General features: G+C 65.2%; 21 protein-coding genes and 1 pseudogene. 13 read left to right on the plus strand and 9 right to left on the minus strand.

Going from position 1 to position 22,457, the window contains the following annotated elements:
• Positions 1 to 225: 225 nt before the first annotated feature.
• Genes K7G81_RS16595 through K7G81_RS16610 form a run of 4 tightly spaced genes read left to right on the plus strand, consistent with a single transcriptional unit; the run spans position 226 to position 4,684 of the window.
• Positions 226 to 1,275 carry a glycosyltransferase family protein gene (locus K7G81_RS16595; RefSeq protein ID WP_223031949.1) on the plus strand — a complete coding sequence of 350 codons (1,050 nt, stop codon included), beginning with the start codon at positions 226 to 228 and terminating at the stop codon, positions 1,273 to 1,275.
• Positions 1,275 to 2,303, plus strand: coding sequence for a polysaccharide pyruvyl transferase family protein (locus tag K7G81_RS16600; RefSeq protein ID WP_255587231.1), 1,029 nt, complete (start codon positions 1,275 to 1,277; stop codon positions 2,301 to 2,303). Before K7G81_RS16595 ends, K7G81_RS16600 begins: the two co-directional genes overlap by 1 nt.
• Complete coding sequence (locus K7G81_RS16605; protein WP_223031951.1) at positions 2,300 to 3,244, plus strand: glycosyltransferase family 2 protein; 945 nt, start codon at positions 2,300 to 2,302, stop codon at positions 3,242 to 3,244. The genes K7G81_RS16600 and K7G81_RS16605 overlap by 4 nt, the downstream gene beginning before the upstream one ends.
• Before the next feature lie 3 nt (positions 3,245 to 3,247).
• Entirely contained in the window at positions 3,248 to 4,684 is a 1,437-nt protein-coding gene (locus K7G81_RS16610; protein ID WP_223031952.1) for an oligosaccharide flippase family protein, read from the plus strand.
• Positions 4,685 to 4,695: 11 nt separating this feature from the next.
• On the opposite strand, the gene K7G81_RS16615 is transcribed toward K7G81_RS16610, so the two are convergent.
• Complete coding sequence (locus K7G81_RS16615) at positions 4,696 to 5,922, minus strand: glycosyltransferase family 2 protein (protein WP_255587218.1); 1,227 nt, start codon at positions 5,920 to 5,922, stop codon at positions 4,696 to 4,698.
• A 295-nt stretch (positions 5,923 to 6,217) separates the two neighbouring features.
• On the opposite strand from K7G81_RS16615, the gene K7G81_RS16620 reads away from it, so the two are divergent.
• The 3 genes and pseudogenes from K7G81_RS16620 to K7G81_RS16630 all read left to right on the plus strand — a co-directional run bounded on the left by K7G81_RS16620 (position 6,218) and on the right by K7G81_RS16630 (position 9,703).
• Complete coding sequence (locus K7G81_RS16620; RefSeq protein WP_223031954.1) at positions 6,218 to 7,336, plus strand: glycosyltransferase family protein; 1,119 nt, start codon at positions 6,218 to 6,220, stop codon at positions 7,334 to 7,336.
• A complete protein-coding gene (locus K7G81_RS16625) occupies positions 7,336 to 8,310 on the plus strand; it encodes a glycosyltransferase family 2 protein (RefSeq protein ID WP_223031955.1) in 975 nt (324 codons plus the stop codon). Before K7G81_RS16620 ends, K7G81_RS16625 begins: the two co-directional genes overlap by 1 nt.
• Positions 8,311 to 8,606: 296 nt before the next feature.
• Positions 8,607 to 9,703 (plus strand): annotated as a pseudogene (locus tag K7G81_RS16630) (IS3 family transposase).
• Positions 9,704 to 9,860: 157 nt separating this feature from the next.
• Here the strand turns inward: K7G81_RS16630 and K7G81_RS16635 are convergent.
• Entirely contained in the window at positions 9,861 to 10,955 is a 1,095-nt protein-coding gene (locus K7G81_RS16635; protein ID WP_223031956.1) for an acyltransferase family protein, read from the minus strand.
• A gap of 358 nt (positions 10,956 to 11,313) precedes the next feature.
• Here K7G81_RS16635 and hisI point away from each other — a divergent pair, with 358 nt between their 5' ends.
• From hisI to K7G81_RS16660, 5 genes are all read left to right on the plus strand, one after another.
• The gene (hisI, locus tag K7G81_RS16640; RefSeq protein ID WP_223031957.1) at positions 11,314 to 11,676 is read left to right on the plus strand and encodes a phosphoribosyl-AMP cyclohydrolase; all 363 of its coding nucleotides are present in this window, start codon (positions 11,314 to 11,316) and stop codon (positions 11,674 to 11,676) included.
• Between the two features lie 32 nt (positions 11,677 to 11,708).
• Entirely contained in the window at positions 11,709 to 12,209 is a 501-nt protein-coding gene (locus tag K7G81_RS16645; RefSeq protein ID WP_223031958.1) for a hypothetical protein, read from the plus strand.
• Between the two features lie 33 nt (positions 12,210 to 12,242).
• Positions 12,243 to 12,665 carry a MerR family transcriptional regulator gene (locus tag K7G81_RS16650; RefSeq protein ID WP_223031959.1) on the plus strand — a complete coding sequence of 141 codons (423 nt, stop codon included), beginning with the start codon at positions 12,243 to 12,245 and terminating at the stop codon, positions 12,663 to 12,665.
• 6 nt (positions 12,666 to 12,671) lie between these two features.
• On the plus strand, positions 12,672 to 14,474 hold the full coding sequence (locus tag K7G81_RS16655; RefSeq protein WP_223031960.1) for an acyl-CoA dehydrogenase C-terminal domain-containing protein: 1,803 nt from the start codon (positions 12,672 to 12,674) through the stop codon (positions 14,472 to 14,474).
• A 125-nt stretch (positions 14,475 to 14,599) separates the two neighbouring features.
• Entirely contained in the window at positions 14,600 to 14,905 is a 306-nt protein-coding gene (locus K7G81_RS16660; RefSeq protein ID WP_223031961.1) for a hypothetical protein, read from the plus strand.
• A gap of 44 nt (positions 14,906 to 14,949) precedes the next feature.
• Here the strand turns inward: K7G81_RS16660 and K7G81_RS16665 are convergent, their stop codons facing one another.
• The 3 genes from K7G81_RS16665 to K7G81_RS16675 are packed head-to-tail and all read right to left on the minus strand — an operon-like array spanning position 14,950 to position 18,454.
• Positions 14,950 to 16,251, minus strand: a complete 1,302-nt coding sequence (locus K7G81_RS16665) for a cell wall hydrolase (RefSeq protein ID WP_223031962.1) — start codon at positions 16,249 to 16,251, stop codon at positions 14,950 to 14,952.
• Positions 16,252 to 16,262: 11 nt separating this feature from the next.
• Entirely contained in the window at positions 16,263 to 17,183 is a 921-nt protein-coding gene (gene cysK / locus K7G81_RS16670; RefSeq protein WP_223031963.1) for a cysteine synthase A, read from the minus strand.
• Positions 17,180 to 18,454, minus strand: a complete 1,275-nt coding sequence (locus K7G81_RS16675; RefSeq protein ID WP_223031964.1) for an MFS transporter — start codon at positions 18,452 to 18,454, stop codon at positions 17,180 to 17,182. Before K7G81_RS16675 ends, cysK begins: the two co-directional genes overlap by 4 nt.
• A 146-nt stretch (positions 18,455 to 18,600) precedes the next feature.
• Between K7G81_RS16675 and K7G81_RS16680 the strand changes: the two genes are divergently transcribed.
• Positions 18,601 to 20,367 (plus strand): DUF885 domain-containing protein, encoded by a 1,767-nt coding sequence (locus K7G81_RS16680; RefSeq protein WP_223031965.1) that lies wholly within the window; start codon positions 18,601 to 18,603, stop codon positions 20,365 to 20,367.
• Between the two features lie 5 nt (positions 20,368 to 20,372).
• Here K7G81_RS16680 and K7G81_RS16685 read toward each other — a convergent pair whose 3' ends face one another.
• Genes K7G81_RS16685 through K7G81_RS16700 form a run of 4 tightly spaced genes read right to left on the minus strand, consistent with a single transcriptional unit; the run spans position 20,373 to position 22,404 of the window.
• Positions 20,373 to 21,008 carry a phosphoribosylanthranilate isomerase gene (locus K7G81_RS16685; RefSeq protein WP_223031966.1) on the minus strand — a complete coding sequence of 212 codons (636 nt, stop codon included), beginning with the start codon at positions 21,006 to 21,008 and terminating at the stop codon, positions 20,373 to 20,375.
• 46 nt (positions 21,009 to 21,054) lie between these two features.
• On the minus strand, positions 21,055 to 21,402 hold the full coding sequence (locus K7G81_RS16690; protein WP_223031967.1) for a DUF3147 family protein: 348 nt from the start codon (positions 21,400 to 21,402) through the stop codon (positions 21,055 to 21,057).
• A gap of 10 nt (positions 21,403 to 21,412) precedes the next feature.
• A complete protein-coding gene (gene pyrF, locus K7G81_RS16695; RefSeq protein ID WP_223031968.1) occupies positions 21,413 to 22,087 on the minus strand; it encodes an orotidine-5'-phosphate decarboxylase in 675 nt (224 codons plus the stop codon).
• Positions 22,084 to 22,404, minus strand: a complete 321-nt coding sequence (locus K7G81_RS16700) for a hypothetical protein (RefSeq protein WP_223031969.1) — start codon at positions 22,402 to 22,404, stop codon at positions 22,084 to 22,086. The genes pyrF and K7G81_RS16700 overlap by 4 nt, the downstream gene beginning before the upstream one ends.
• Positions 22,405 to 22,457: the final 53 nt, after the last annotated feature.

Raw genomic sequence — 22,457 nt, forward strand, 5'->3', positions numbered from 1 at the left:
CGGCCATTGCGACGCCCTCCGTAGCGGTCTGCTGGATCGTGCTGCATCGCATCAAATTCGGGAGTGCGCCGCATGGTTGGGGCGGATCGTCTCTGTGCGGCTCGACAATCCTGCCCTCCCGTCGTCAGAGCCGCGCCTCATGGAGACGCACGCGTACAATTCGCTCCCGATCGACCTTCGAACGTCTCTGCCGAGCCGCTTGGGCTGGGCGACACGGTATCAAGCATGACCCGGCCGATCGTCGCGATCGATCCGGTCGACACGCCGTTCAACAGCTTCGTTGAGCGGTTCTCACGCGCGATCGCGGCAGCGGGGGGTGATCCGGTGCCGATGGGCTGGTCGCTCGGCGAGCTGCTGCGGACGGATATGGTGATCCTCCACTGGCCGACGTTGTTCATGAGCCTCACCAGCCGCAAGAAGGCGTTCGCCCAATTGCTCCGCTTCCGGATCGCACGACTGATGCGCGGAACGCGTCTCGTCTGGGTGGCGCACAATGTCGCGCCACATGAGGACGGCGCCAGGCACGAGATCGTGCCCGATGCTTTCGTGCGGTCGCTCGACGCGATCGTCTACCTTTCGGAAACGTCGCGGCGACTGGTCGAGCAGCGCTATCCCGCGGCGAAGGGGCGCGCCGCCGTCGTCACCAGACACGGCATCTATGAAGGCGGCAGCGATTCGCGCCCCTTTACGCCGCCCGCTCACGACGAGGAGGTGCGGCTGCTCAATTTCGGCCAGGTGCGTCCGTACAAGAATATCGAGGAGCTGATCGACGCCGCCGCCGGTCTGTCGCAGGAGCGCCTGCTGACAACGATCATCGGCAAACAGCTCGACTCCGATTATGCCGACGCGCTCGCTGCGCGGGCGACCGGCGTGGCGTCGGTCGACTGCCGCTTCGGCGCCGACTTCCTCGAAGAAAGCGATATCGAGCGAGCGCTCGATACGGCACACGGGGCGGTGCTGCCCTATCGCGCGATCCTCAACAGCGGATCGGCGATCCACGCCTTGTCGCGCCACCGGCCGGTACTCGTCCCGGCCTTGGGATCGATGCCCGAACTCGCCCGCCTCGTCGGTCACGATTGGGTCCAGCTCTACGACGGCCGCCTGACGCCCGAGCGCCTCGCCGCCTTTGCCCGGCACGTGCGGCGCCTGCCCGCCGGCGCGACGCCCGACCTCTCGGCGCTGTCGTGGAGACGTGTCGAACGCGATCTCGCGCAGTTGTTCGCGTCGTCGGCGGCGGACCGCTCGACGCGCCGGATGGCGGAGCGGACGGCGTGATGAAGCTGCACTATTACCGATCCGCCGAAGGCAATTTCGGCGACGACCTCAACGCGTGGCTGTGGACCGATCTGGCTGCCGATCTGTGGCGCGACGACAGCGCACACCTGTTTCTCGGCATCGGCACGATCATCGGCAACCCGCTGCCGCACCATGATCGAGTGACGATCTTCTCGAGCGGGGTGGGATACAGCAATCTCGACAATCTGCGTGGCTACCAGGCGCTCGAAATCGCGTCGGTTCGCGGGCCGCTCAGCGCCGCCGCGCTGGGGTTGCCGGCCGAAAAGGGACTGGCAGACGGCGCATTGTTGCTCCCTTTTACGAACAGCGTCGGCGAGGCGCCGGCGAAGACAGGGCGAGCGATCTTCATTCCGCACCACGAATCGATGCATGACCGGGGCCTGATCGAAGCGGCGCGCCTCGCCGGGGTCGCGGTGGTCGATCCACGCGGCGAGTGTCGCGCGGTGATCGATGCGATCAGGAGCGCCGACCGCGTCATCGCCGAATCGATGCACGCCGCGATCATCGCCGATACGTTCGGCACGCCATGGGTGCCGGTGGCCTCGACGCGCGGCGTGAGCAGCTTCAAATGGTGGGATTGGTTGCTTACCGTCGGCCTGCCGTTCGAGCCGCGCATGATCCGCTCGACTTCGGCCGACGACTGGCTGGCAGATCGGTTGCGCGGTCTTCATGGCGAGAACTATTTCGGCGCGGACAGCAGTCTCGAAGCGGCGCAGGCCGCCTATCGCAATGCTGTCCGGTTCCGCGCCAGGCAAGGGTGGGAAGCGCGGCGTGACTGGCGCAAGCGACAGATCGCGCGCGTCACCCGGCTCGGCAAACTGCCGGGGCCGCGATCGTTGGCCGAGCGCGTCGACCGCCAGCTCGTGGAAGGCGCCGCCCGCGATCTGGCGCAAGTCGTCGAGGCGCCGACCTATCTCAGCGAGCCGGCGCGCCGACAGCAACTCGGCGAGCAGTTGCTCGAACGACTGTCGCGCGTCGCACGCGCCAATGGCGGACGCCTGCAATGAGCGACGTCTCGGCCGTCATCCCGTTGTTCAACAAGCGGCGAACGATCGCCAGGGCAATCGAGTCGGTGCTGGCGCAAACGCAGCCGCCGCGCGAGATCGTCGTCGTCGATGACGGCAGCAGCGATGGGTCGATCGACGTCGTAGAGCCGTTCAAGAGTCGCGGCGTGCGTGTGGTGCGCCAAGTCAATGCCGGTCCCGGCGCGGCGCGCAATCGCGGCGTCAGCGAAAGTGTCGGCGCCTACGTCGCGTTCCTCGATGCGGATGACGAATGGCGACCGAGCCACATCGAAACCGGTCTGCGCCTGATCGCCGAGAGTTCGGCAACCGCCTATGTTTGCGGCTACGACGCGCCGGAGAGCGGCGGCCTTCGCCCCAACATCATTGCAACCCATCGGCTCGCCGGCACGCATTCGATCGAGGACGGCACTGACGGACAACATCTTAAAACGATGATCGATGCCTTGCACTCGAGCTGCGTGATCGTATCGCGCAGTCATTTCGAACAGCTCGGTGGCTTTTTCGATCGTTACAAGTGCCTCTACGGCGAGGATAGCTGGTTCTATGCCAGGCTGCTCGCCGATGGCGGCATCTGTTACGATGCCGCCCCCGACGTCGTGTTCCACGTCGAGGACAGCGCATTGGGTTTCGCGGTGACGAAGCGCGAGGCGGCGCGGCCGCTGTCGCTGTACGGTAATGAAATCGCTCGCCGCTATACCGGCCGGGCGCGGCGCGCGTTCGAATCGCTGATCGACGAATATCGGCGCCTGGATATCGAGGCGCTAGTCTTCGCCGGAGCCTTTCGCGAGGCGTGGCGGCTGCGCCGGATCGACGGGCAGCTCGGCATGATCGAGCGTGGCCGGGATGTCGCGCGCTATCTGCGCTGGAACAGCCGCGCGCGTGCGAGCACGGTGCCGTCCCCCGCCACGGCGAACGGAGGCTGACGGGTGCGCCGCAACGTCTATAGTACGCTCGGGACGCAATGGGTGTCGGCGGCGATGGCGATCGTCGCGTCCGTGCTGGTCGCGCGGATGATGCAGCCCGACGAGCTCGGCGTGTTCACCGTGACGATGGCGATGTCGGCGATCCTCGGCACCTTCCAGCTAGCCGGTACCAGCGAGTATCTGGTTTACGCCAAATCGATCGATCGCGAGGCGCGACGATCGGTTTACGGTCTCACCATTCTGCAGACGGCGGCGGTCTGTGCCGTGCTGCTGCTCGGTCGGCCGCTGTGGATCTGGATGTACGGCAATGAAGGCGTCGCCGATGTGGCGGCGGTGATGGCGGTGCAGATGGCGCTCTACACGCCGTTCGAGCCGATCAATTCCATGCTCAACCGGCAGGAACGGTTCGATCTCATCAGCCTGGTGATGATCGCGCGCAACGGCTCGCTATCGATCCTCCAGGTGCTCTTCGTCTGGCTCGGCTGGTCGTACATGGGGCTCGCCTATGCCGAACTCGCCTCGGGCATCATCTCCTGCATCGCGTTCCTGGCGGTCGGTAGGCGATACTTCCTGTGGCGCCCGAGCTTTCGCGGAATGGGCGAAATCCTCGGCTTTTCGGGCAAGCTGGTCGGCGCCAATGTACTCAACATGATCAACAGCAACGTCACGCCGATGCTGATCGGCGTGCTCGCGGGGCTCGGTCAAAGCGCGTTGTTCGGCCGCGCCAACATGATCTCGCGCATCTACTCGCAGATGGTGTCGCGCGCGATCGATCCGTTGCTCAACGCGCGTATCGCGGCCGACAATCGTCAGGGAGTCGGGCCGGTGCGGACGCTGACGATCAGCAGCCGGATGCTGCTCACGCTCTCGGTCGCGTTTTTCGGATTCATCGCGCTGACCGCCGATCTGATCGTGCCGTTGATCTTCGGCAAGCAATGGATCGCGGCAGCGGCGCCGATGCGGGCGCTGGCCTGCGGGTTCGTGGTCTGGCCGCTGACTTCGCCGACCTCGGCGATGGTGCTGGCGGCGTCGCGGCCCGGATTGCTGCTCCGCATCCGCGCGATCAACATGGCCGTGCGCGCGATTGCCGTCGTCACGCTCGCGCATTGGGGGCTGACCGCAATCGCCGTTGGTCTAGCCGTCAGTAGCTATATCAGCCTCGCTCAGGCGCTCGACGCCGCGCGCCGGGTGGCTGGGCTCGACATCGGCCAATATCTGCTCGGCTTGCGCCGCAGTCTCGTCGCGGCGCTCGTCCCATTGGCCATCACCGCCATGGCGCTGCTCGCGCTAGAGGCCTCCGGAGCCACGGATTGGCGGCTGCTGATCGGAACCGGGTTGGTGATGGCGGTGGCACAGGGCGTCTCGCTGATCCTGTTCCAGCATCCATTATGGCAGGAAATCTGTCACGTAGGCGGCAAGCTGCGCCCGCGCCGGGCGTAGGCGCTACACCGTCAAGCGACCGATTCGGGGACCGTGACGATCGTTGCCGAGCGTTCGCCGAGTGCGCTGGGGCGATCGCCCGGGGCGATTTTCTTCATGACGTAATCGAGCCCCGACGCTGCGAGGCTGCGATTGCCCTCGCGCATCAACGCCAACTGACTCGCCCGATAATCGCCATCGCCGTGCCGCATGCGCCACATGCCGCCCGAGACGATCGCTGCGGCCATTTGTTGTTCCAGCGCCGATCCGCTCTGCATGGCCCGCAGCATCGTCATCAGGTGCGGCGTCGGCGCCTGAGCAGCGTTGAACTTGCCGGCAAGCACACGACCCAGCGTCTCGCGTTCGACCCGGCTGAGCAACATATTTGGGCGGATCGAGGATGCCGCGTGCCAATCCCGGCGTGCCTGCTCGAGATGTCCGTGACGCGCCATCACGGTTGCCCGCAGCAGACGGCCGGCACGTGCGCGTTCCCAAGATTCGCCGGCTTGATAGGGCGCCTCGAAGCGTGGCAGCGTAGCGTCGTCACGAAAACGCGCGAAAATCTGGATGTCGGTCTCGGTCCATACCGAGACCATGTCCTCGGCGCTGTGCCGGTGGCTCGACGGGCCGCGCAAGCCGCTATGCTGACGCTGGTAGAAGATATCGCGGTCGACGAAGACCGGGTCGCTGAGCGCGCTCAGTCGCAATGCCATGTCGTAGTCGATCGAGCGCGGCAGCGTTTCGTCGAATGCGCCGGCGCGCTGGTAGAGCGCGCGCCGCACCAGCGAGGCATTCTGGAAAATGAAGAAATCCTCCAGCAGGTGACGGTCGATCGTCCCCCGATCGAGCTTCGGCCAATAGCCGGGGCCGAGGGCACCGCTCGGTGGCTGGCCATCCTGAAAACGGCCGAACGATCCGAACACAAAATCGCCGCCGGTCCGCGTCGCGGCGGCGATCAAGGCGTCGACGGCGCCGTCGGCGAGAATGTCGTCGTCGTCACAGATCCACACCCACTCGGTATCGAGCGTCGCCAGGGCGTGATTGAGCGCTCGCGACTTGCCGCCATTCTCGAGCGATAGCATCCGAACACGCGGACCATAGCCGGCGACGACCTCCGCGGTATCGTCGCTCGACCCGTCATTGGCGACCAGCACCACGTCATGCGGCCGAGCCTGGCGTAGGATCGCATCCAGCGTGTCGCCGATCATTGTTGCACGATTGAATGTCGGGACAATGAAACCGATCGTGTCGCGGCTCATTCGGCGCAATCCTTCGAAGCCATTATTCTGATCTGCCCGCAGTGCAACATTCGGGAGAGCCGTCATGTAGCGCCTATTGTCGGCCAGTCGCGGCCGTTCGCCGCGCAGGCAGGCCGCTTGGTCCCACCGATCGCGGAGATGCGTTGATCTGAAACCCTGCTCGCCGTCATTGCGCCCGATCTCGCCACCGCATTTGCCGTCGACCCTAAACTGGAGCATTCAATGCCGCAATGCAGCATTAAGGTGAGACGCACGTCATGACCAAAGCGTTCCAGCGCGCCATGCGGGCCTCGACATGAAGATCGCCTATTTCGTCCATGACGTGAACGATTCGGCGGTCGAGCGGCGCGTTCGCATGATGCACGCCGCCGGGGGCGATCCGATCGTGCTGGGGTTCCGTCGTGGCGACAGCGTAACCCATGCCGTCGATGGGGCGCCGGTTATCGATCTCGGTCGGACGCGCGATGCCCAACTAGCTCAGCGGGCGGCGGCGGTAGTCGGCAATCTGGGCCGCCCGCGACGGATGCTCGATGCCACCGCCGGTGCCGACGTCGTTATCGGGCGCAATCTCGAAGCGCTGGCGCTGGCGGCGAGGGTAAAGCGAGCGTTGCCGCGTGCCGGGCTCGTCTACGAATGCCTCGACATCCACCGGACCCTACTCGGGACGTCGCTTCCCGCGCGGCTCATCCAAGCGGCAGAGGCACGGCTGCTGCGGCGTGTCGACCTGCTGCTGTCGTCGTCGCCGGCCTTTATCAGCGATTATTTCGACCATCGGCCGACGCTTCAAGCGCCGCGTTTGTTGGTCGAGAACAAGGTCCTTGCCCTCGAGGGGGCGCCGCCATCCCCGGCGCCGGTCGCCGCGCAGCCGCCCTGGGTGATCGGCTGGTTCGGGATGCTTCGCTGCAAGAAGACCTTCGCTCGGCTGGCTGAACTGGTGAACCGCGCGAACGGCTTCGTGCGCGTCCTGATCGCCGGCCGCGCCTCGCCCGCCGAATTTCCCGATTTCGAGTCGCAGGTCGCGGGAGTTGAGGGGTTCACCTATCGCGGCCCCTACAAGCCAGCGGACCTGCCGGCCCTGTATGCGTCATGCCACTTCGCCTGGGCGATCGATTATTTCGAGGAAGGGCTCAACTCGCGCTGGCTGCTACCCAATCGACTGTACGAAGCGACCACGTTCGGCGCGGTGCCGATCGCGCTCCGCTCGGTCGAAACCGGGCGATGGCTCGATCGCCACGATGCCGGTCTCGTCGTCGATGACGACCTCGACGCGCTGGCGAATGTGCTCGCGGGGCTCGATCCGCGCCGATACGCGGCGCTACGCGATCACGTCGCCGCGATCCCGCGACGCGATCTGATCGCCGACCGGAGGGATTGCGAGCACTTGATGACCGCGCTCACACGGACTCGCCATTGATGCGCGACTCGCCGCTGATCATCATCCCGTGCCTCAACGAGGCGGCGCACCTGCCGTCGCTGCTCGCGCAACTGCTTCGCGACAGCCCCGATGCGCCGATCGTCGTCGCCGATGGCGGCAGTTCGGACCGCAGTCGCGGGATCGTTGCCGAGGTGGCGCGCGACTATCCCAATGTCGTTTTGATGGACAATCCGGATCGCCTCCAAAGCGCTGGCGTCAATCGCGCCGTGGCGACATACGCGGGCGATCGACGCTGGTTCGTGCGCGTCGATGCGCATTGCCGCTATCCGGAAAGCTATGTCTCGCGACTGGTCGAGGCGGCGGCGCGGCGCGACGTGGTGTCGGTCGTCGTGCCGATGGTCACCGAAGGGCATGGCTGCTTCCAGATCGGCTGTGCCGCGGCGCAGAATTCACTACTGGGAACGGGGGGATCGGCGCACCGCCATATCGGGCGCGGGCAGTTTGTCGAACATGGCCACCACGCGCTGATGGCGGTGGACGCCTTCAAACGTGTCGGCGGCTATAACGAGGCGATGTCCCACAATGAGGACGCCGAGCTGGACTGCCGCCTGGCGACAGAAGGCCGCATCTGGCTCGAGCCGGCTTGCGCGATCACCTATTTCCCGCGCCGCACCCCGCGCGCACTGTGGCGACAATATTATGGTTACGGCAAGGGACGGGCCCAGACCATCGTGCTGCACCGGCTTCGGCCCCGCCTCCGCCAGATGGCGCCGCTCGCGGTCCCCATCGCGCTGCTCCTCGCTATCTTCGGTGCGCCATTATCTCCGCTTTTCCTCGTCCCCCTGATCGGTTGGGCGGCACTTTGCTTGGGAATTGGCGGCGCGATCGCCATACGGTCCCGATCGCTGTGCTCCGCTGCCGCGGGACCTGCAGCAATGATCATGCACCTCGCCTGGGGCTGCGGCTATTTGATCCGGAGATTTGGCATCCGCACAAATCGTGTAAGCCAATAACCATCGAATGTTGAGTGGCGGAGAGGGTGACGGCAAAGGGGGCGTTCCAGGAGGGATCAGAACGTGTCTAAGTCTTTGAATACTTACTTCTTCATAGCAAACTGGCGCTCCTGTTGGCCTCAATAAATTCCGCTCCATCCGACACCGGATGAGGGGCAAGGATCGGCCGCTATGTCCACGCTTACCGCTCTCAAAATTAAGAATGCCAAGCCTGGTCACCACGGGGACGGGAGAGTGGCCTGCTGCCGGTTTGGTGGACACCGAGATAAGGTGGTTTCAGCTATCGGAGGTCATCAATGCAGAGAAGGAAGTTCGCTCGCGAGTTCAAGCTTGAGGCGGTGCGATTGGTCCGGGAGCGTGGCGTAACGATCGCCGAGGCGGCCCGCGACCTGGATTTACACGAGAACGTGCTGCGCAAATGGGTGAATAAGTTTGCCGCCGATCCGGGGCATGCCTTTCCCGGTCACGGGCAGATGAGGCCGAGCAGTTGGAGATCGATCGATTACGCCGCGAAGTGGTGAAGCTGAAGGTAGAACGAGACATCCTAAACTGAAGCGGGTCAAGAAATGATCTGGGGATCATTTCGCCGCTGAAGCCGCCGCCTACTTCGCGAAGGACTCGATATGAGGTTCATGTTCATCGCGAAGCACCGACGGGATGAGGCGGAGCAGATGATGATCCGGGGGATCATCGTCGCGCCGGCGGCTTTCATGCCTGGCTCAACCGGGCACCGTCGCAGCCTGCCTGCGACGATGAGATGATCGCCGCCAGGGTGAAGACCAGCCATGTCACCAGCTACCGCACATACGACGCGCGCCGGGTCTGGCACGATCTGCTCGCCGAAGGCATTTCCTGCGGCTTGCATCGAGTCGAACGGCTAATGCGTCAGCAGGGCCTGCGGGCACGGCCACGCCTTCGTGGGCTGCCGAAGGATCAGGGCGAACGTTCGGTCATCGCCGGCAACGTGCTCGATCGCCAGTTCACGGTGGACAGGCAGAACCAGAAATGGGTAGCCGACTTCACCTATATCTGGACCGCTGAAGGGTGGCTCTATGTTGCCGCGGTGATCGACCTGTTCTCGCGTCGGGTGGTTGGCTGGTCGATGAGCGACGCGATGACCGCCCAGTTCGTTACCGATGCGCTGATCATGGCGATCTGGCGGCGCGGCAAACCGGATGCCCTGCTGCATCATTCGGATCAGGGCAGCCAATAGACAAGCGAGCAGTTCCAGCGCCTTATGGCGGACAACGGCGTCACCTGCTCGATGGGCCGATCGGGCAACGGCTGGGATAATGCCGCCATGGAAAGCTTCTTCTCATCGCTCAAGACCGAGCGGATCGGGAAGAAAGTCTACCGGTCGAGAGCGCAGGCCAAGGCCGACGCGTTCGGTTAGGAATTGGCTCGATCGAACGTCGGCAATGTCGGCGTTATTATCTGACCGTTTCCGACCCAGATCTTGCTGCTCCGATGTCACCATAGCGTTCCCGAAACCCACTGGTCGACTGACCGAGCAAGCAAAAGTTGGCGAACGGAGCTTGTAAAACCGGATTTCAAACTGCTGCTCCACCGTGTCCATCGCCGCTATCGATCCCAACGACAGCCGGCTCGGCCTTCTCGACAACCGGCAATTGGTGGTGCGATTTGGCACGCAGCCAATCGGTCATGGGGCGCTCGATCAAGCGATGAACGATGATCGCGATGACGATCGCGGTCGCCAATGCAACCGGCGTCAGCACCAGCGCAATGACAGGCCGACCGATCCGGGCGCTGACATGCCCGAATGCCTGAAGCGCAAAGGGATGCGTCAGGTAGAGCGAGTAGCTCGCCGCGCCGACCAGTTGCACCCAGCGATTGTCGAGCCGGACCCCCTGTGTTTCGGCCGAGATCGCCGCCCAGACAATGATCGCCGCCGGTATGCCCGAGCGGCAAAATGCCGGCACGGCCGGACATAGCAGCGGACCGGCGATCAGCGCGACCATGGCGACGGCGCCGGCCGACAGGCTCCATCGCACCGGCACCGGAGCGCGCCACGGCTGCAGCCATCCCAACAGCATGCCGAACGCGAACTCGAACATCAGCGACGAGGTGAAGAAATTCCAGGGCGTGCTCTTCAAATGCCAGAGCTGGCCGGCAATGTTCAGCGCGACGATCATCGCAATCGTCGCGGACACGGTGGCGTCCAACCTTCGTCCGGTCAGCGCAATCGCGATCGTGAACAGCAGATAGAAGAACATCTCGTAATTGAGCGTCCATCCGACAAACAGAACAGGCGCGACCAAGCCGTTCGATTTGACAAAGGGAATGAACAATAGCGACCGGACGAGCTCGGCTGGACTGGCGCGGGTCGCTTGAAGCAGCGAGGGCATGACAATTGCGATCGCGAAGACCGCCAGCGTGAGCAGCCAGTATAGCGGCACCACGCGAATGATCCGATTGAGGAAGAAGGCACCCGCGGAAACCGGCTTGCGGCGCATGGTATGCACCATCACGAAGCCGCTGATGACGAAGAACAGGTCGACGCCGACCTGGCCCGCGACCAGATAATGCGACACGTCGTCGTGCAGCGGCCGGAGCAGCGTTTCGAGATGGACGAACATCACGATCGTTGCCGCCCAGGCCCGCAGTGCCTGAACATTGTAGATCATCCGCCGCTCTCCTTTTGGGGCGGTTACGGTCTCAGCGGCACCTACAATATTACACTACGCCGAAATAGGCACGGTGCGATGAATGGCGCGCGCGTCTCGTTGACTCGACTGGAAATGATCTCGGCATCAATCTTCCACCGCCATCGTGAGCTGGGCCTTGCAGATCATGTCGTGCGCTGGAAACTGAACCGCGCCGGATTCGCCGTTCGGTGCTTGAGTGCGGCATGAACGGAGGACCGCTATCAAAGGGCCAGCTTCGACCGTTGAATGTCGGCAATGTTCGCGGTTTCTGCCCTGTCCGGTATCGGACCGGCGCTGCCATCTGTTCCTCGTCGATCAACCACGCTAACTCGTTCCCATGGCCACCCACCGCGACACCGGGCTGACGCTCGATCCGAAATTCGATGATAACGGGCTGATTACGGCGGTCTGCACCGATCGCGGTTCGGGTGAGGTGCTGATGCTCGCGCATATGGATGCCGAGGCGCTCGCGGCGACGATCGCGACGGGGGAGGCGCATTTCTGGTCGCGCTCTCGAAAGAAGCTGTGGAAGAAGGGCGAGAGTTCGGGAAACGTGCTCGCCGTCCACGATATCCGGATCGATTGCGATCAGGACGCGGTGTGGCTGATCGTCGAGGCCGCCGGGCCGGCGTGCCACACTGGCGAACGGAGTTGCTTCTTCCGGCGGATCGAGGGCGATCGGCTGGTGCGGGTGGAATGACGCCACTTCGTCGCGCCGCTCGCCATGGTGGAATGCTGTTATTAGCAATGCTGGCGCTCGCCGGATGTTCGTCGAAGCAGGATGCGGCCGATGTGGCTTCCGGCGGCGCCGGCGCGCGGCTCGAGCAGGCGGCGATCGCGCGCGGCGTGATCCGCGATCCGGCGAGCGCCGATCTCACCGGCGTCTATGCCAGCGACCCCGAGCGGGTGTGCGTGGTGCCGGGGGAAAGCGATTTTCGCATCGGCGTGACGCTCGATTACGGCGAAAGGCAGCAATGCAGCGCAGCCGGCACGCTCAAACGGTCGGGCGAGGGGCTCAAGGTCGATCTCGGCGATGGCTGCGCGTTCGATGCGCGGTTCGACGGGCAGGGAATCAGATTTCCCGGCGCGTTGCCCGATGCGTGCAGCAGGCAATGCACCGGGCGCGCGACGATGGCGGGGCTGTCGGTCGATATGCTGAGCAACTCGCTGTCCGAGGCGACGGCGCTGGCCGATGCGAAGGGGCGGGCGTTATGCGCGCCCGACAGCGGTTGACGTTCACGTAAAGCGTCGGCTACGATCGCGGTCATGGCGACCGTATCCGCTCACGCGGCGATCGAGCCGCGCCACGACCGCGACCATTTCTCGATTTCCGATCTCTCCTCGGAATTCGACGTCACCGCGCGGGCCTTGCGATTCTATGAGGACGAAGGCCTGATCTCGCCCGAGCGGCGGGGAACGCAGCGCATCTATTCGCATCGCGATCGCGCGCGGCTGGCGTGGATATTGCGCGGCAAGCGTGTCGGCTTCAGCCTCGCCGAGATCCGCGAGATGATTGACCTTTACGACATCGGCGACGGCCGCAAGGTGCAGCGCGCGGTGACGATCCAGCGCTGCCGCGAACGCGTCGCGACGCTCGAAGCGCAGATGCGCGACATCCATGCCTCGATCGACGAACTCACCGATTTCATCGCGCTGCTCGAAACCGGCCGCGCCGACCACAAGGACTGACCCTCGATGCCGCAATACAATCCGCCGGTGCGCGATACGCGCTTCATCCTCGAACATGTCGTGGGGCTGGACAAGCACAGCAATTTGCCCGGTTTCGCCAACGCCACGCCCGACGTGGTCGATGCGGTGCTCGACGAAGGCGGGAAGTTCGTTTCGGAAGTGCTGTTTCCCTTGAACCAGTCGGGCGACGCCGAAGGCTGCACGCGCCACGACGACGGCAGCGTGACGACGCCGAAGGGCTATAAGGAGGCTTATCGGCAATTCGTCGACTCGGGCTGGGGCACGCTGTCGGCGCCCGAAGAGTTCGGTGGGCAGGCGATGCCGCATGTCGTGGCGACAGCGTTCGAGGAATATATGATCTCCTCGAACATGGCGTTCGCGATGTATCCGGGGCTGACCCATGGCGCGATCGCCGCGCTGCTTGCCAAGGGATCGCCCGAGCAGCAGGCCAAATACGTCCCCAACATGGTGTCGGGGAAGTGGGGCGGCACGATGAACCTCACCGAGCCGCAATGCGGGACCGACCTCGGCCTGATCCGCACCAAGGCGGAGCCGCAGCCGGATGGCTCCTATGCGATCACCGGCACCAAAATCTTCATCTCCTCGGGCGAGCATGACCTGACCGAGAACATCATCCACCTGGTGCTCGCCAAGACGCCGGGGGCGCCCGATTCGACCAAGGGCATCTCGCTGTTCGTGGTGCCGAAGTTTCTGGTCAACGAGGATGGCTCGCTGGGCGCACGCAACGCGGTGTCGTGCGGGTCGATCGAGCACAAGATGGGCATCCACGCCAACTCGACCTGCGTGATGAATTACGATGGCGCGACCGGCTGGCTGGTCGGCGAGGAGATGAAGGGCCTCGCCGCGATGTTCATCATGATGAATGCAGCAAGGCTCGGCGTCGGGCTGCAGGGGCTGGGCGTGGCCGAGGTCGCGTTTCAGAATGCGGTGCAATATGCGCAGGACCGGCGGCAGGGCCGCGCGCTGACCGGGCCGGCCGATCCGAATGAGAAGGCGGATACGTTGTTCGTCCATCCCGATGTGCGGCGCATGCTGATGGACGCCAAGGCGGTGATCGAAGGGCTGCGCGCGCTGTGCCTGTGGGGGGCGTTGCAGGTCGATCTCGAACATGGCGCGGCGAGCGAGGAGGAGCGGCAGATGGCGGCCGATCTCGTCGGGCTGCTGACCCCTGTCATCAAGGGCTATGGCACCGACAAGGGTTATGAGATCGCGACCAACGCGCAGCAGGTCTATGGCGGGCACGGCTACATCGTCGAATGGGGCATGGAGCAATATGTCCGCGATGCGCGGATCGCGATGATCTACGAAGGCACCAACGGCGTGCAGGCGATGGATCTGGTCGGGCGCAAGCTGGCGCAGAACGGCGGGCGCGCAGTGCAGGCGTTCTTCAAGATCGTCAGCGAGGAAGCCGCGGCGGCGAAGGGCGACGAGGCGCTGGCAGACTTTGCCGGCAAGCTGGAAAAGGCATTGGGCGAGCTGCAGGCGGCGACGATGTGGTTCATGGGGCAGGGGATGCAGAACCCCAACCAGGTGGGCGCGGGCGCGCATCCCTACATGCACCTGATGGGTGTGGTCGCGCTGGGGCTGATGTGGCTGCGCATGGCCAAGGCGGCGAATGCGGCGCTGTCGGCCGGCGCCGAGGACAAGCCGTTCCTCGAAGCGAAACTGGTGACGGCGCGCTATTTCGCCGATCGCATCATGCCCGAGGCCGGCGCGCTTCGCCGCAAGATCGAGGGCGGAAGCGACGCGATGATGGCGCTGCCGCCGGAGCTGTTCGTCGCGGCCTGAGTCCTTCCTGTTCCCTCGCGATGTCTGGGGGACGCTGATTGGCGAACACTATCGCTTCAGTTCGGACGGGTTCGTGACAAATGCAGTTACCTGCCATAACTTTGGTACGGCTAAGAGGAGTGGGCATGCGGACGAAGGTCGGGATCGCGACGGTAGTCGGCATTTGCTTGCTTGCGATGTCGGCGTGCAAATCCCAAGAGCCGGTCCTGACGCAGCAGGTCTTTGCGGACGCGGTGAAGACCTGTCATCCGCTAGCGGCGACGGTCCACATGTACGTCGACTCTTCCCGGCCGCCAACGGTCGACATCACGGTCCCCGACAGTTCGTCTCCGATCGCCAATTGCATGGTTAGAGCGTTCCACGGCTATCGCTTCGACCGGATACGCATCACGATCGCGCGTAGTGCCGCGAAAGCCGGCACGCAGACGTGAGGAGATCGGACGGGTCATGATCCGTCCGTCTCGACCGTGTCCGATCAAGCGTCTGGGGTGGCTTGCGATGTCTCCAACGTCGAGTCGCCCTTGCGGCGGACGCCGGCGAGGCCGTCGGGGAGCGGCTTTGCTGTGATCGGTGGCGGCGTTATGATGGCGGGCTTTGCGAGGACAGGCTCGCGCTTCATGCACTGGCTGGTGTCGGCGCGCTTGAAGGTGTCGCAGTTCCACAGTGCCTTGTCATAGCCGTTCGCCTTGTCCCGCAGATAGCTGAACGCCATCGTTCGGATTTGCGCCGGGGTGAGCACGGCGGCGGCGGGCGTGGCGGCCCTGGTCGGCCAGGCCATGAACTTGCAATAGGGCCGCGCCCCGCACGAGGCCGCCGCCAGCGCGGGCAGGCTGTCGGGCGACCATTTCGGATCGAGCGTCACGAAGAACGTGTCGGGCGCGCCGGCGACCGGGCTCGGCAGGCCGCCATTGGCGATCGCGGTGGCGTCGATCGGGATCGCGGTGTCGCCAGGCAGCAGGCCCTCGGCGGCATGCGCGGGGGAGAGCGGGGCAAGCAACGCAATGACCGGCTCGACGTCGTCCGGATGGCGATTGAACGCCGGCGGCGTGCCCCACCAGCCGGTCCAGCGGAAGAACAGATGCGTGCCGACCCGCGCGATCTTGTCGAGGCTCGCGCTCCAATAGGGCACCACCCAATCGGTGTGATAATGCGTGGCGTAGCCCACCGCCTTGTCGACCGCGCCGTTCAGCGCCTTTGCGGCGACGTCGCGAGCGCGGTCCCAGGCGGCATCGCTCGGACGCCAGCGATCGAGCGCGCCGTCGCAGGTGAAGGTGAACTGGCAGCCGGTCGAACGGTCCGAGCCCTGAAAGACGACGCCGCACACCGTCTTGGGAAAAGCGGGATGCCGCAATCGGTTGAGCACGACCTGCGCGACCGCTTTCTCGCCGGTGCTGTCATCGCCGGCTTCATAGACTTCTGCCGCCGCAAGGCAGGCGATCGCGCGCTGCTGATCCGCCTCGGCGCCAGCGAGATGGAACGGGCGGGCGGCGGGGTTGGGGCCGTCGGCGAACGGCACGTCGGCATTATAGGCGCGCGCCTGATCGGGGGTAAGATTGACCAGTTTGACGGGCTCGACCGGCGGCAGCTCGGCAGGGGACACGATATGCGCTTTGGGCACGCGTCGCGCCGCGATCTTGGCGGGCGGCGGCGCAAGGATGAGGATCGCCAGCGGCACGGCGACGGCGACCAGCGCGATCGCCGCCAGCAGCAAACGCACCGCCGGCGTCGCGCGCAGCGTTTCGGGCGCGGGCGCCAAGTCGGTCAGCGTCTGCTGCATGAGCGGGAAGCTCAGGCCTCCGGCAGGAAGTCCGGCACCGACAGATAACGCTCGCCGGTATCGTAGTTGAAGCCGAGCACGCGCCAGCCCTTGGGCAGCTCGGCCAGCTTCTGCTTGATCGCCGCCAGCGTCGCGCCCGAGGAGATGCCGACCAGCATGCCTTCCTCGCGCGCCGAGCGGCGGGCCATGTCCTTGGCATCCTCCGCCGAGACGGTGATCGCGCCGTCGATCACGTCGGTATGCAGGTTGGCCGGAATGAAGCCGGCGCCGATGCCCTGGATCGGGTGCGGGCCGGGCTGGCCGCCGGAGATCACCGGCGAGGCCTCGGGCTCGACCGCATAGACCTTGAGGTCGGGCCATTCCTGCTTGAGGATCTCGGCGACGCCGGTGATATGCCCGCCGGTGCCGACGCCGGTGATGATGACGTCGAGCGGATTGTCCTGAAAGTCGTTGAGGATTTCCTGTGCCGTGGTGCGGCGATGGACATCCACATTGGCCTGGTTCTCGAACTGCTGCGGCATCCACGCGCCCTCGGTGCTTTGCACCAGCTCCAGCGCGCGCTCGATCGCGCCCTTCATGCCCTTTTCCTTGGGCGTCAGATCGAAGCTGGCGCCATAAGCGAGCATCAGCCGGCGCCGCTCGACCGACATGCTCTCGGGCATCACCAGGATCAGCTTGTAGCCTTTCACGGCGGCGACCATCGCCAGGCCGATGCCGGTGTTGCCGCTGGTCGGTTCGATGATCGTGCCGCCGGGCGTGAGCTTGCCCGATTGCTCGGCCGCTTCGATCATTGCCAGCGCGATGCGGTCCTTGATCGAGCCGCCGGGGTTCGATCGTTCGGATTTGATCCACACATTGGCATCGGGGAACAGTTTCTTCACCCGGATATGCGGCGTATTGCCGATCGTCTCGAGGATGGTGTCGACCTTCATGGCTGCGTCGCTCCCTTTTCCGGTTCGAGGTTCAAGATGTCGGCCGGCGTGAAGGTCTTTGCAAGCCTCAGCTCGGGAAACAACCGCGACCAGATGACGACGATGACCATCGCCGCGACCCCGCCGAAGCACACCGCGCCGACCGGGCCGAGCAGCGAGGCCATCAATCCCGTTTCCGCCTCGCCAAGCTCGTTCGAGGCCGAAATGGTGAGCTGCGAGACCGCACCGACGCGCCCGCGCATCTCGTCGGGCGTGTGGAGCTGGATCAGCGATTGGCGGACATAGACCGAAACCATGTCGGCCCCGCCCGCGACGATTAGCGCCAGAACGCTGAGCGGGAACCAGGTCGACAGGCCGAAGGTGAGGATCGCCGCGGCGAACAGCAGCACCGCGACGAGCATCTTGACGCCGACATTGGTTTTCATCGGGCGCACCGAAAACCATAGCGAGCCGATCGCCGCGCCGATTCCCATGCCCGCCGCCAGCACGCCGAGGCCGCGCGCGCCGACATGGAGGATGTCGCGCGCATAGACCGGCAGCAGCGCGGTGGCACCGGCGAGCAGCACGACGAACAGGTCGAGCGTGATCGCGGCGAGAACGAGCCGGTTGTTTCGGACATAGGCGAAGCCGTCGGCGATGCGTTGCAGCGGGTGTCGATTTTTCTGCACCGGCGGTTGCGGCACCTTGCCGATCGTGAAGATCAGCGCCAGCGCGATCGCCAGCAGACCGGCGATCGTCGCATAAGCCAGATCGGGATGGATCGCATAGAGCACGCCGCCGACGCTAGGCCCGGCGATCGTGCCCGCTTGCCAGGCGATCGCGCTGACCGCGATTGCCGTCGGCAGGCTCTCGCGCGGGACGAGATTGGGCGCGAGCGCCGAATAGGCCGGGCCGGAAAAGGCGCGCGCCACGCCAACGAAGCCAGCGGCCACGAACAGGAACGGCAGTGATAGATCATTGGCCCAGGTCAGCAGCCCCAGCATCGCGGCATTGGCGGTGAGCAGCGCGGTCGTTCCCCGCACGATCCAGCGCCGATCGAACGTATCGGCGACCAGCCCGACCACGGGTGTCAGCAGGAACAACGGCACGAATTGAACGAGCCCGATCATGCCGAGCAGGAACGCCGATTGCTTGATGTCGAGCGTCTGCCGGGCGAGGCTGTAAACCTGCCAGCCAATGATGATCCCCTGCGCACTGATCGCGATCGTGCCGCAGAATCGCGACAGGAAATAGGCGCGGAAGTTGGCGATGCGGAGCGGATGCTGGGCCATGTGTGGGGCGCTTTAGGGCCACCGGGGGGCGGGCGGCAATATGGCAAAGCGCGTTTCGGCCGCTGCGCCAATTGTTTGGCGTGGACGGTGGCTTCGATCGCCGCGACGTGCCAGCATCCGGGCAGATAACGACTCGGAGGTATCGGATGAAAAAGGGAAGATGGCTGGCGACGATCGCCGTCGCGACGCTGGCGGCGTGCGCTCCATCGAAGCAGAACGGGAACCAGAGCGCGGGCGCGGACGCCGCCATTCCCTATGGCCCCGGTGGCGCGACCACGCCGAACGCCGACTGGACGCCGTTCGTCAACAGCTTCATCGACGGGTGGTTCAAGCTCGACCCGTCGTTCGCGGTCTATCAGGGCAAGCACGAATTCGATGGGCAATTGCCGGATTGGAGCGCAGCCGGGCTCCAACGCCAGGCCGACTTCCTCAACACCGCGATCCAGAAGGCGCAGGGCTTTTCCGATGCCAGCCTGACCCCGCAGCAGCGTTTCGAGCGCGATTATCTGATCAAGGTCGCGCAAGGGAAATTGTTCTGGCTGACCGACGCCGATCAACCCCACACCAATCCCGCTTATTATGTCGGCGACGGGCTTGATCCCAATGTCTATCTGGCGCGGCCCTACGCCGATCTGCCGACGCGGATGAAGGCGGTCATCAAGCTGTTCGACAACGTGCCGGCCGCGGCCGCAAACATTCGCGCCAATCTGAAGACGCCGATGCCGGCGAGCTTCATCGATTACGGCATCGCCGCGTTCGACGGATTCGCCGATTTCTACGCGAACGACGCCAAGCAGGCGTTCACCGATGTCCATGATGCCGCGTTGCAGCAGCAATTCGCGGCGTCATCGGCCAAGGCGTCGAAGGCGATGAAGGACATCGCCGATTGGCTGCGCGCGCAAAAGCCCAGCGCCACCACCGATTTCGCGCTCGGCGCCGCGCGCTTCTCGCGGATGCTCGACACCACCGAGGATGTCGATACGCCGCTCGACCAGCTCGAGGCGATCGGCAAGGCCGATCTCGCCAAGAACCAGGCGGCGTTGAAGGATGCCTGCGCCAAGTTCGCGCCCGGCGCGACGATCGAGGCGTGCGCCAAGAAGATGCAGGACGACAAGCCCGAGGGCGGTCCGGTCGAGGCGGCGCGCAAGCAGATCCCGATGCTGCGCCAGTTCGTCACCAGCCACGATCTCGTCAGCATCCCCGGCACCGAGGAAGCCAAGGTGGAGGAAGCGCCGCCGTATAACCGGCAGAACTCCGCCTATATCGATCCGCCGGGGCCGTTCGATAAGGGCATCCCGTCGGTCTATTACATCGCGCCGCCCGATCCTTCCTGGCCGAAGGCGGAGCAGCTTGGCTTCATTCCGGGCAAGGCGGACTTGCTGTTCACCACGGTGCACGAAGTGATGCCGGGGCATTTCGTCCAGTTCCTCCACGCCAACCGCTCGCCGTCGATCTTCGGCCAGTTGTTCGTCGGCTATGGCTATGCGGAAGGCTGGGCGCATTATGCCGAGCAGATGATGTGGGATGCCGGTCTCAACGACGGCGATCCGGAGACGCATATCGGGCAACTGACCAACGCGTTGCTGCGCGATTGCCGTTTCCTTTCCGCGATCGGGATGCACGCGCACGGCATGACGCAGGCCGAATCCGAAAAGATGTTCGAGGATCAATGCTATCAGGATACCGGCAACGCCAAACAGCAGGCAGCGCGCGGCACCTATGATCCCGCCTATCTGAACTATACGCTCGGCAAGCTGATGATCATGAAGCTGCGTGAGGACTGGACTGCGAGCCGCGGCGGCCGCAAGGCATGGAAGGCGTTCCACGACACTTTCCTGAGCTATGGCGGCCCGCCGATCCCGCTGGTTCGCCAGGCGATGATGAACGAGCCGCAGGCGAAGGCGGTGTTCTGACCGAGTCAGGCCGCGGCGACGGCAGCAAGGAAAGCGGCGATCTTGCCCGCATCCTTGCTGCCCGGCGCGGTCTCGACGCCTGACGACACGTCGACCAGCCGCGCCCCGGTGCGGCCGATCGCCTCGGCGACGTTGGCGGTATCGAGGCCGCCGGAAAGCGCCCAGGGCAGCGGGTGGCGCACGCCGTCGAGCAGCCGCCAGTCGAAACGCAATCCCATGCCGCCGGGAAGTGCTGCGCCATCGGGCGTCCTGGCGTCGTAGAGCAGGCGATCGGCGGCGCCCGCGAACTGGCGCGCGCCATCCACGTCGGCGCGCGTCTTGACCGCGATCGCGGCCCACACTTCGCGGCCGGTGCGCTGGCGGATCGCCGCGACGCGCGCCGGCGCGGTCTTGTGGAGTTGCAGCGCGTCGAGCCCGGCAGCCACCGCGCGGTCGACCAGCGCATCGTCGGGATCGACGAACACGCCGACCCTGGCGATATGCCCCGGCACCTGCCGGGCGAGGCCGCTGACCTGATCGGGCGTCACATTGCGCGGCGAGGGCGGGAAGAAAACGAACCCGACGTGGCTCGCGCCGCCGGCCACCGCCGCGGCCAGCGCGTCGGGCGTCGAAAGGCCGCAGATCTTGGCAGTGACAGGCATCAGGCGCACATCGCGACGATGGCCGCGAAGGTCAATCGCGATGCCGTCACAATCGCAAGCCGAAGCGCGGGCCGACTATCGTCATCGCGCCGTACAGCACGATCGTCAAAGCACAGCCGAGCACGAGCGCCGCCCAGAAAGGGACACTGTTGCGCAACAGCGCGGGTATCAAAAGGAACATCGGCAGCGACGGCAGGACGTACCAGAAAGTCGCCGAAGCGTGCGCGGCCATGTTTTCGGCATCGGGCTTTTCGGACCACAGCCAGATCATGCCGAGGACCGAGACCAGCGGCAGCGAGGCGATCAGCGCGCCGAAGCCCGGATATCGTTTCGCCAAGGTGGAGGCGAGGGCGATCAGCACGCCCGAGATCAGCGCTTTCAACGCGAGAAACATCGGGCCAATCCTAAAGCGTCGCCTCGATCGCGCGGGCGGCTTCGTCGGGATTGTCGGCCCGGGTGATCGGGCGGCCGACGACGATGATCGAGGCGCCGCCGTCGAGCGCCTCGCGCGGGGTGACGACACGCTTCTGGTCGCCGATCGCGCCGTTCGCCGGGCGCACGCCGGGAACCACGAAGAAGCCTTTGGGCCACAGCTTGTGCGCCGCCTTCACCTCGGCGCCCGAACAGACGATGCCGTCGATGCCCGCGCGCATCGCGAGTTCGGTCAGGTGGAGCACCTGGTCATGCGGGTCGCGCTCGACCCCGATCGATTTGAGGTCGCGATCGTCGAGGCTGGTCAGCGTCGTCACCGCGACGACCTTGGTGCCGGTGGGCGCGGCCGCCTTGGCATCCTCCAGCATCGCGCGGCCGCCGGCGGCGTGAACGGTGAGGATGGCGGGCTCGATCGGGCGCAGCGCCTGGATCGCCTTGGCCACCGTGTTGGGAATGTCGTGGAGCTTCAGGTCGAGGAAGATCGGCAGGCCGAACGCCGCCATCTCCATCACGCCGTGGCGCCCGTTGCCCATGAAGAATTCGAGCCCGAGCTTGATTCCGCCGACATGGTGGCGAACGCGCGTCGCCAGCGTCTTGGCGGTTTCCAGCGAGGGCGTGTCGAGCGCGACGTAGATGCGGTTGGTCATGCCGGTTCCCCGGGTGTCGTCGGTCCGGGATCGGCGACCACCGTCGGCACCGTCGGCGCCATCGCGGCGGCGCGCAGCTCGGTGATCGTGCGGTCAGCGGTGACCAGCCGGTTGCGCAGCCGCCAGCGCACCGCGTGATGATAGACCAGCGTCGGCACCAGGCCGATGAGGAACATCACCAGCATCAGCAGCGGCAGATTGACGTCGGCGATCAGCCCGCCCCACAGCTTGATCGGCACCGTCGTCCAGTTGGCGAAGGCGAACACCACCAGCAGCACGGCGAGCAGGAACCAGAACAGGCCCTTCAGGAATGGCATCAGGCGGCGCGCTCGTCTCGGTGTAGCATGGCGGCGGAGCCTATTACGCCCGG

It is taken from the genome of Hephaestia mangrovi, assembly GCF_019880555.1.
In the GTDB taxonomy this organism is placed as follows: domain Bacteria; phylum Pseudomonadota; class Alphaproteobacteria; order Sphingomonadales; family Sphingomonadaceae; genus Sphingomonas; species Sphingomonas mangrovi.

Excerpts from the sequence above, each read along its gene's own strand:
- K7G81_RS16690 (WP_223031967.1), bottom strand. The coding sequence starts at position 21,402 with ATGTTTCTCGCGTTGAAAGCGCTGATCTCGGGCGTGCTGATCGCCCTC.
- K7G81_RS16650 (WP_223031959.1), top strand. The coding sequence starts at position 12,243 with ATGGCGACCGTATCCGCTCACGCGGCGATCGAGCCGCGCCACGACCGC.
- K7G81_RS16700 (WP_223031969.1), bottom strand. The coding sequence starts at position 22,404 with ATGCCATTCCTGAAGGGCCTGTTCTGGTTCCTGCTCGCCGTGCTGCTG.
- cysK (WP_223031963.1), bottom strand. The coding sequence starts at position 17,183 with ATGAAGGTCGACACCATCCTCGAGACGATCGGCAATACGCCGCATATC.
- K7G81_RS16615 (WP_255587218.1), bottom strand. The coding sequence starts at position 5,922 with ATGAGCCGCGACACGATCGGTTTCATTGTCCCGACATTCAATCGTGCA.
- K7G81_RS16680 (WP_223031965.1), top strand. The coding sequence starts at position 18,601 with ATGAAAAAGGGAAGATGGCTGGCGACGATCGCCGTCGCGACGCTGGCG.
- K7G81_RS16655 (WP_223031960.1), top strand. The coding sequence starts at position 12,672 with ATGCCGCAATACAATCCGCCGGTGCGCGATACGCGCTTCATCCTCGAA.
- K7G81_RS16685 (WP_223031966.1), bottom strand. The coding sequence starts at position 21,008 with ATGCCTGTCACTGCCAAGATCTGCGGCCTTTCGACGCCCGACGCGCTG.
- K7G81_RS16665 (WP_223031962.1), bottom strand. The coding sequence starts at position 16,251 with ATGCAGCAGACGCTGACCGACTTGGCGCCCGCGCCCGAAACGCTGCGC.
- K7G81_RS16625 (WP_223031955.1), top strand. The coding sequence starts at position 7,336 with ATGCGCGACTCGCCGCTGATCATCATCCCGTGCCTCAACGAGGCGGCG.
- pyrF (WP_223031968.1), bottom strand. The coding sequence starts at position 22,087 with ATGACCAACCGCATCTACGTCGCGCTCGACACGCCCTCGCTGGAAACC.
- K7G81_RS16605 (WP_223031951.1), top strand. The coding sequence starts at position 2,300 with ATGAGCGACGTCTCGGCCGTCATCCCGTTGTTCAACAAGCGGCGAACG.
- K7G81_RS16600 (WP_255587231.1), top strand. The coding sequence starts at position 1,275 with ATGAAGCTGCACTATTACCGATCCGCCGAAGGCAATTTCGGCGACGAC.
- K7G81_RS16675 (WP_223031964.1), bottom strand. The coding sequence starts at position 18,454 with ATGGCCCAGCATCCGCTCCGCATCGCCAACTTCCGCGCCTATTTCCTG.
- K7G81_RS16660 (WP_223031961.1), top strand. The coding sequence starts at position 14,600 with ATGCGGACGAAGGTCGGGATCGCGACGGTAGTCGGCATTTGCTTGCTT.
- K7G81_RS16635 (WP_223031956.1), bottom strand. The coding sequence starts at position 10,955 with ATGATCTACAATGTTCAGGCACTGCGGGCCTGGGCGGCAACGATCGTG.
- K7G81_RS16595 (WP_223031949.1), top strand. The coding sequence starts at position 226 with ATGACCCGGCCGATCGTCGCGATCGATCCGGTCGACACGCCGTTCAAC.
- K7G81_RS16645 (WP_223031958.1), top strand. The coding sequence starts at position 11,709 with ATGCTGTTATTAGCAATGCTGGCGCTCGCCGGATGTTCGTCGAAGCAG.
- K7G81_RS16620 (WP_223031954.1), top strand. The coding sequence starts at position 6,218 with ATGAAGATCGCCTATTTCGTCCATGACGTGAACGATTCGGCGGTCGAG.
- hisI (WP_223031957.1), top strand. The coding sequence starts at position 11,314 with ATGGCCACCCACCGCGACACCGGGCTGACGCTCGATCCGAAATTCGAT.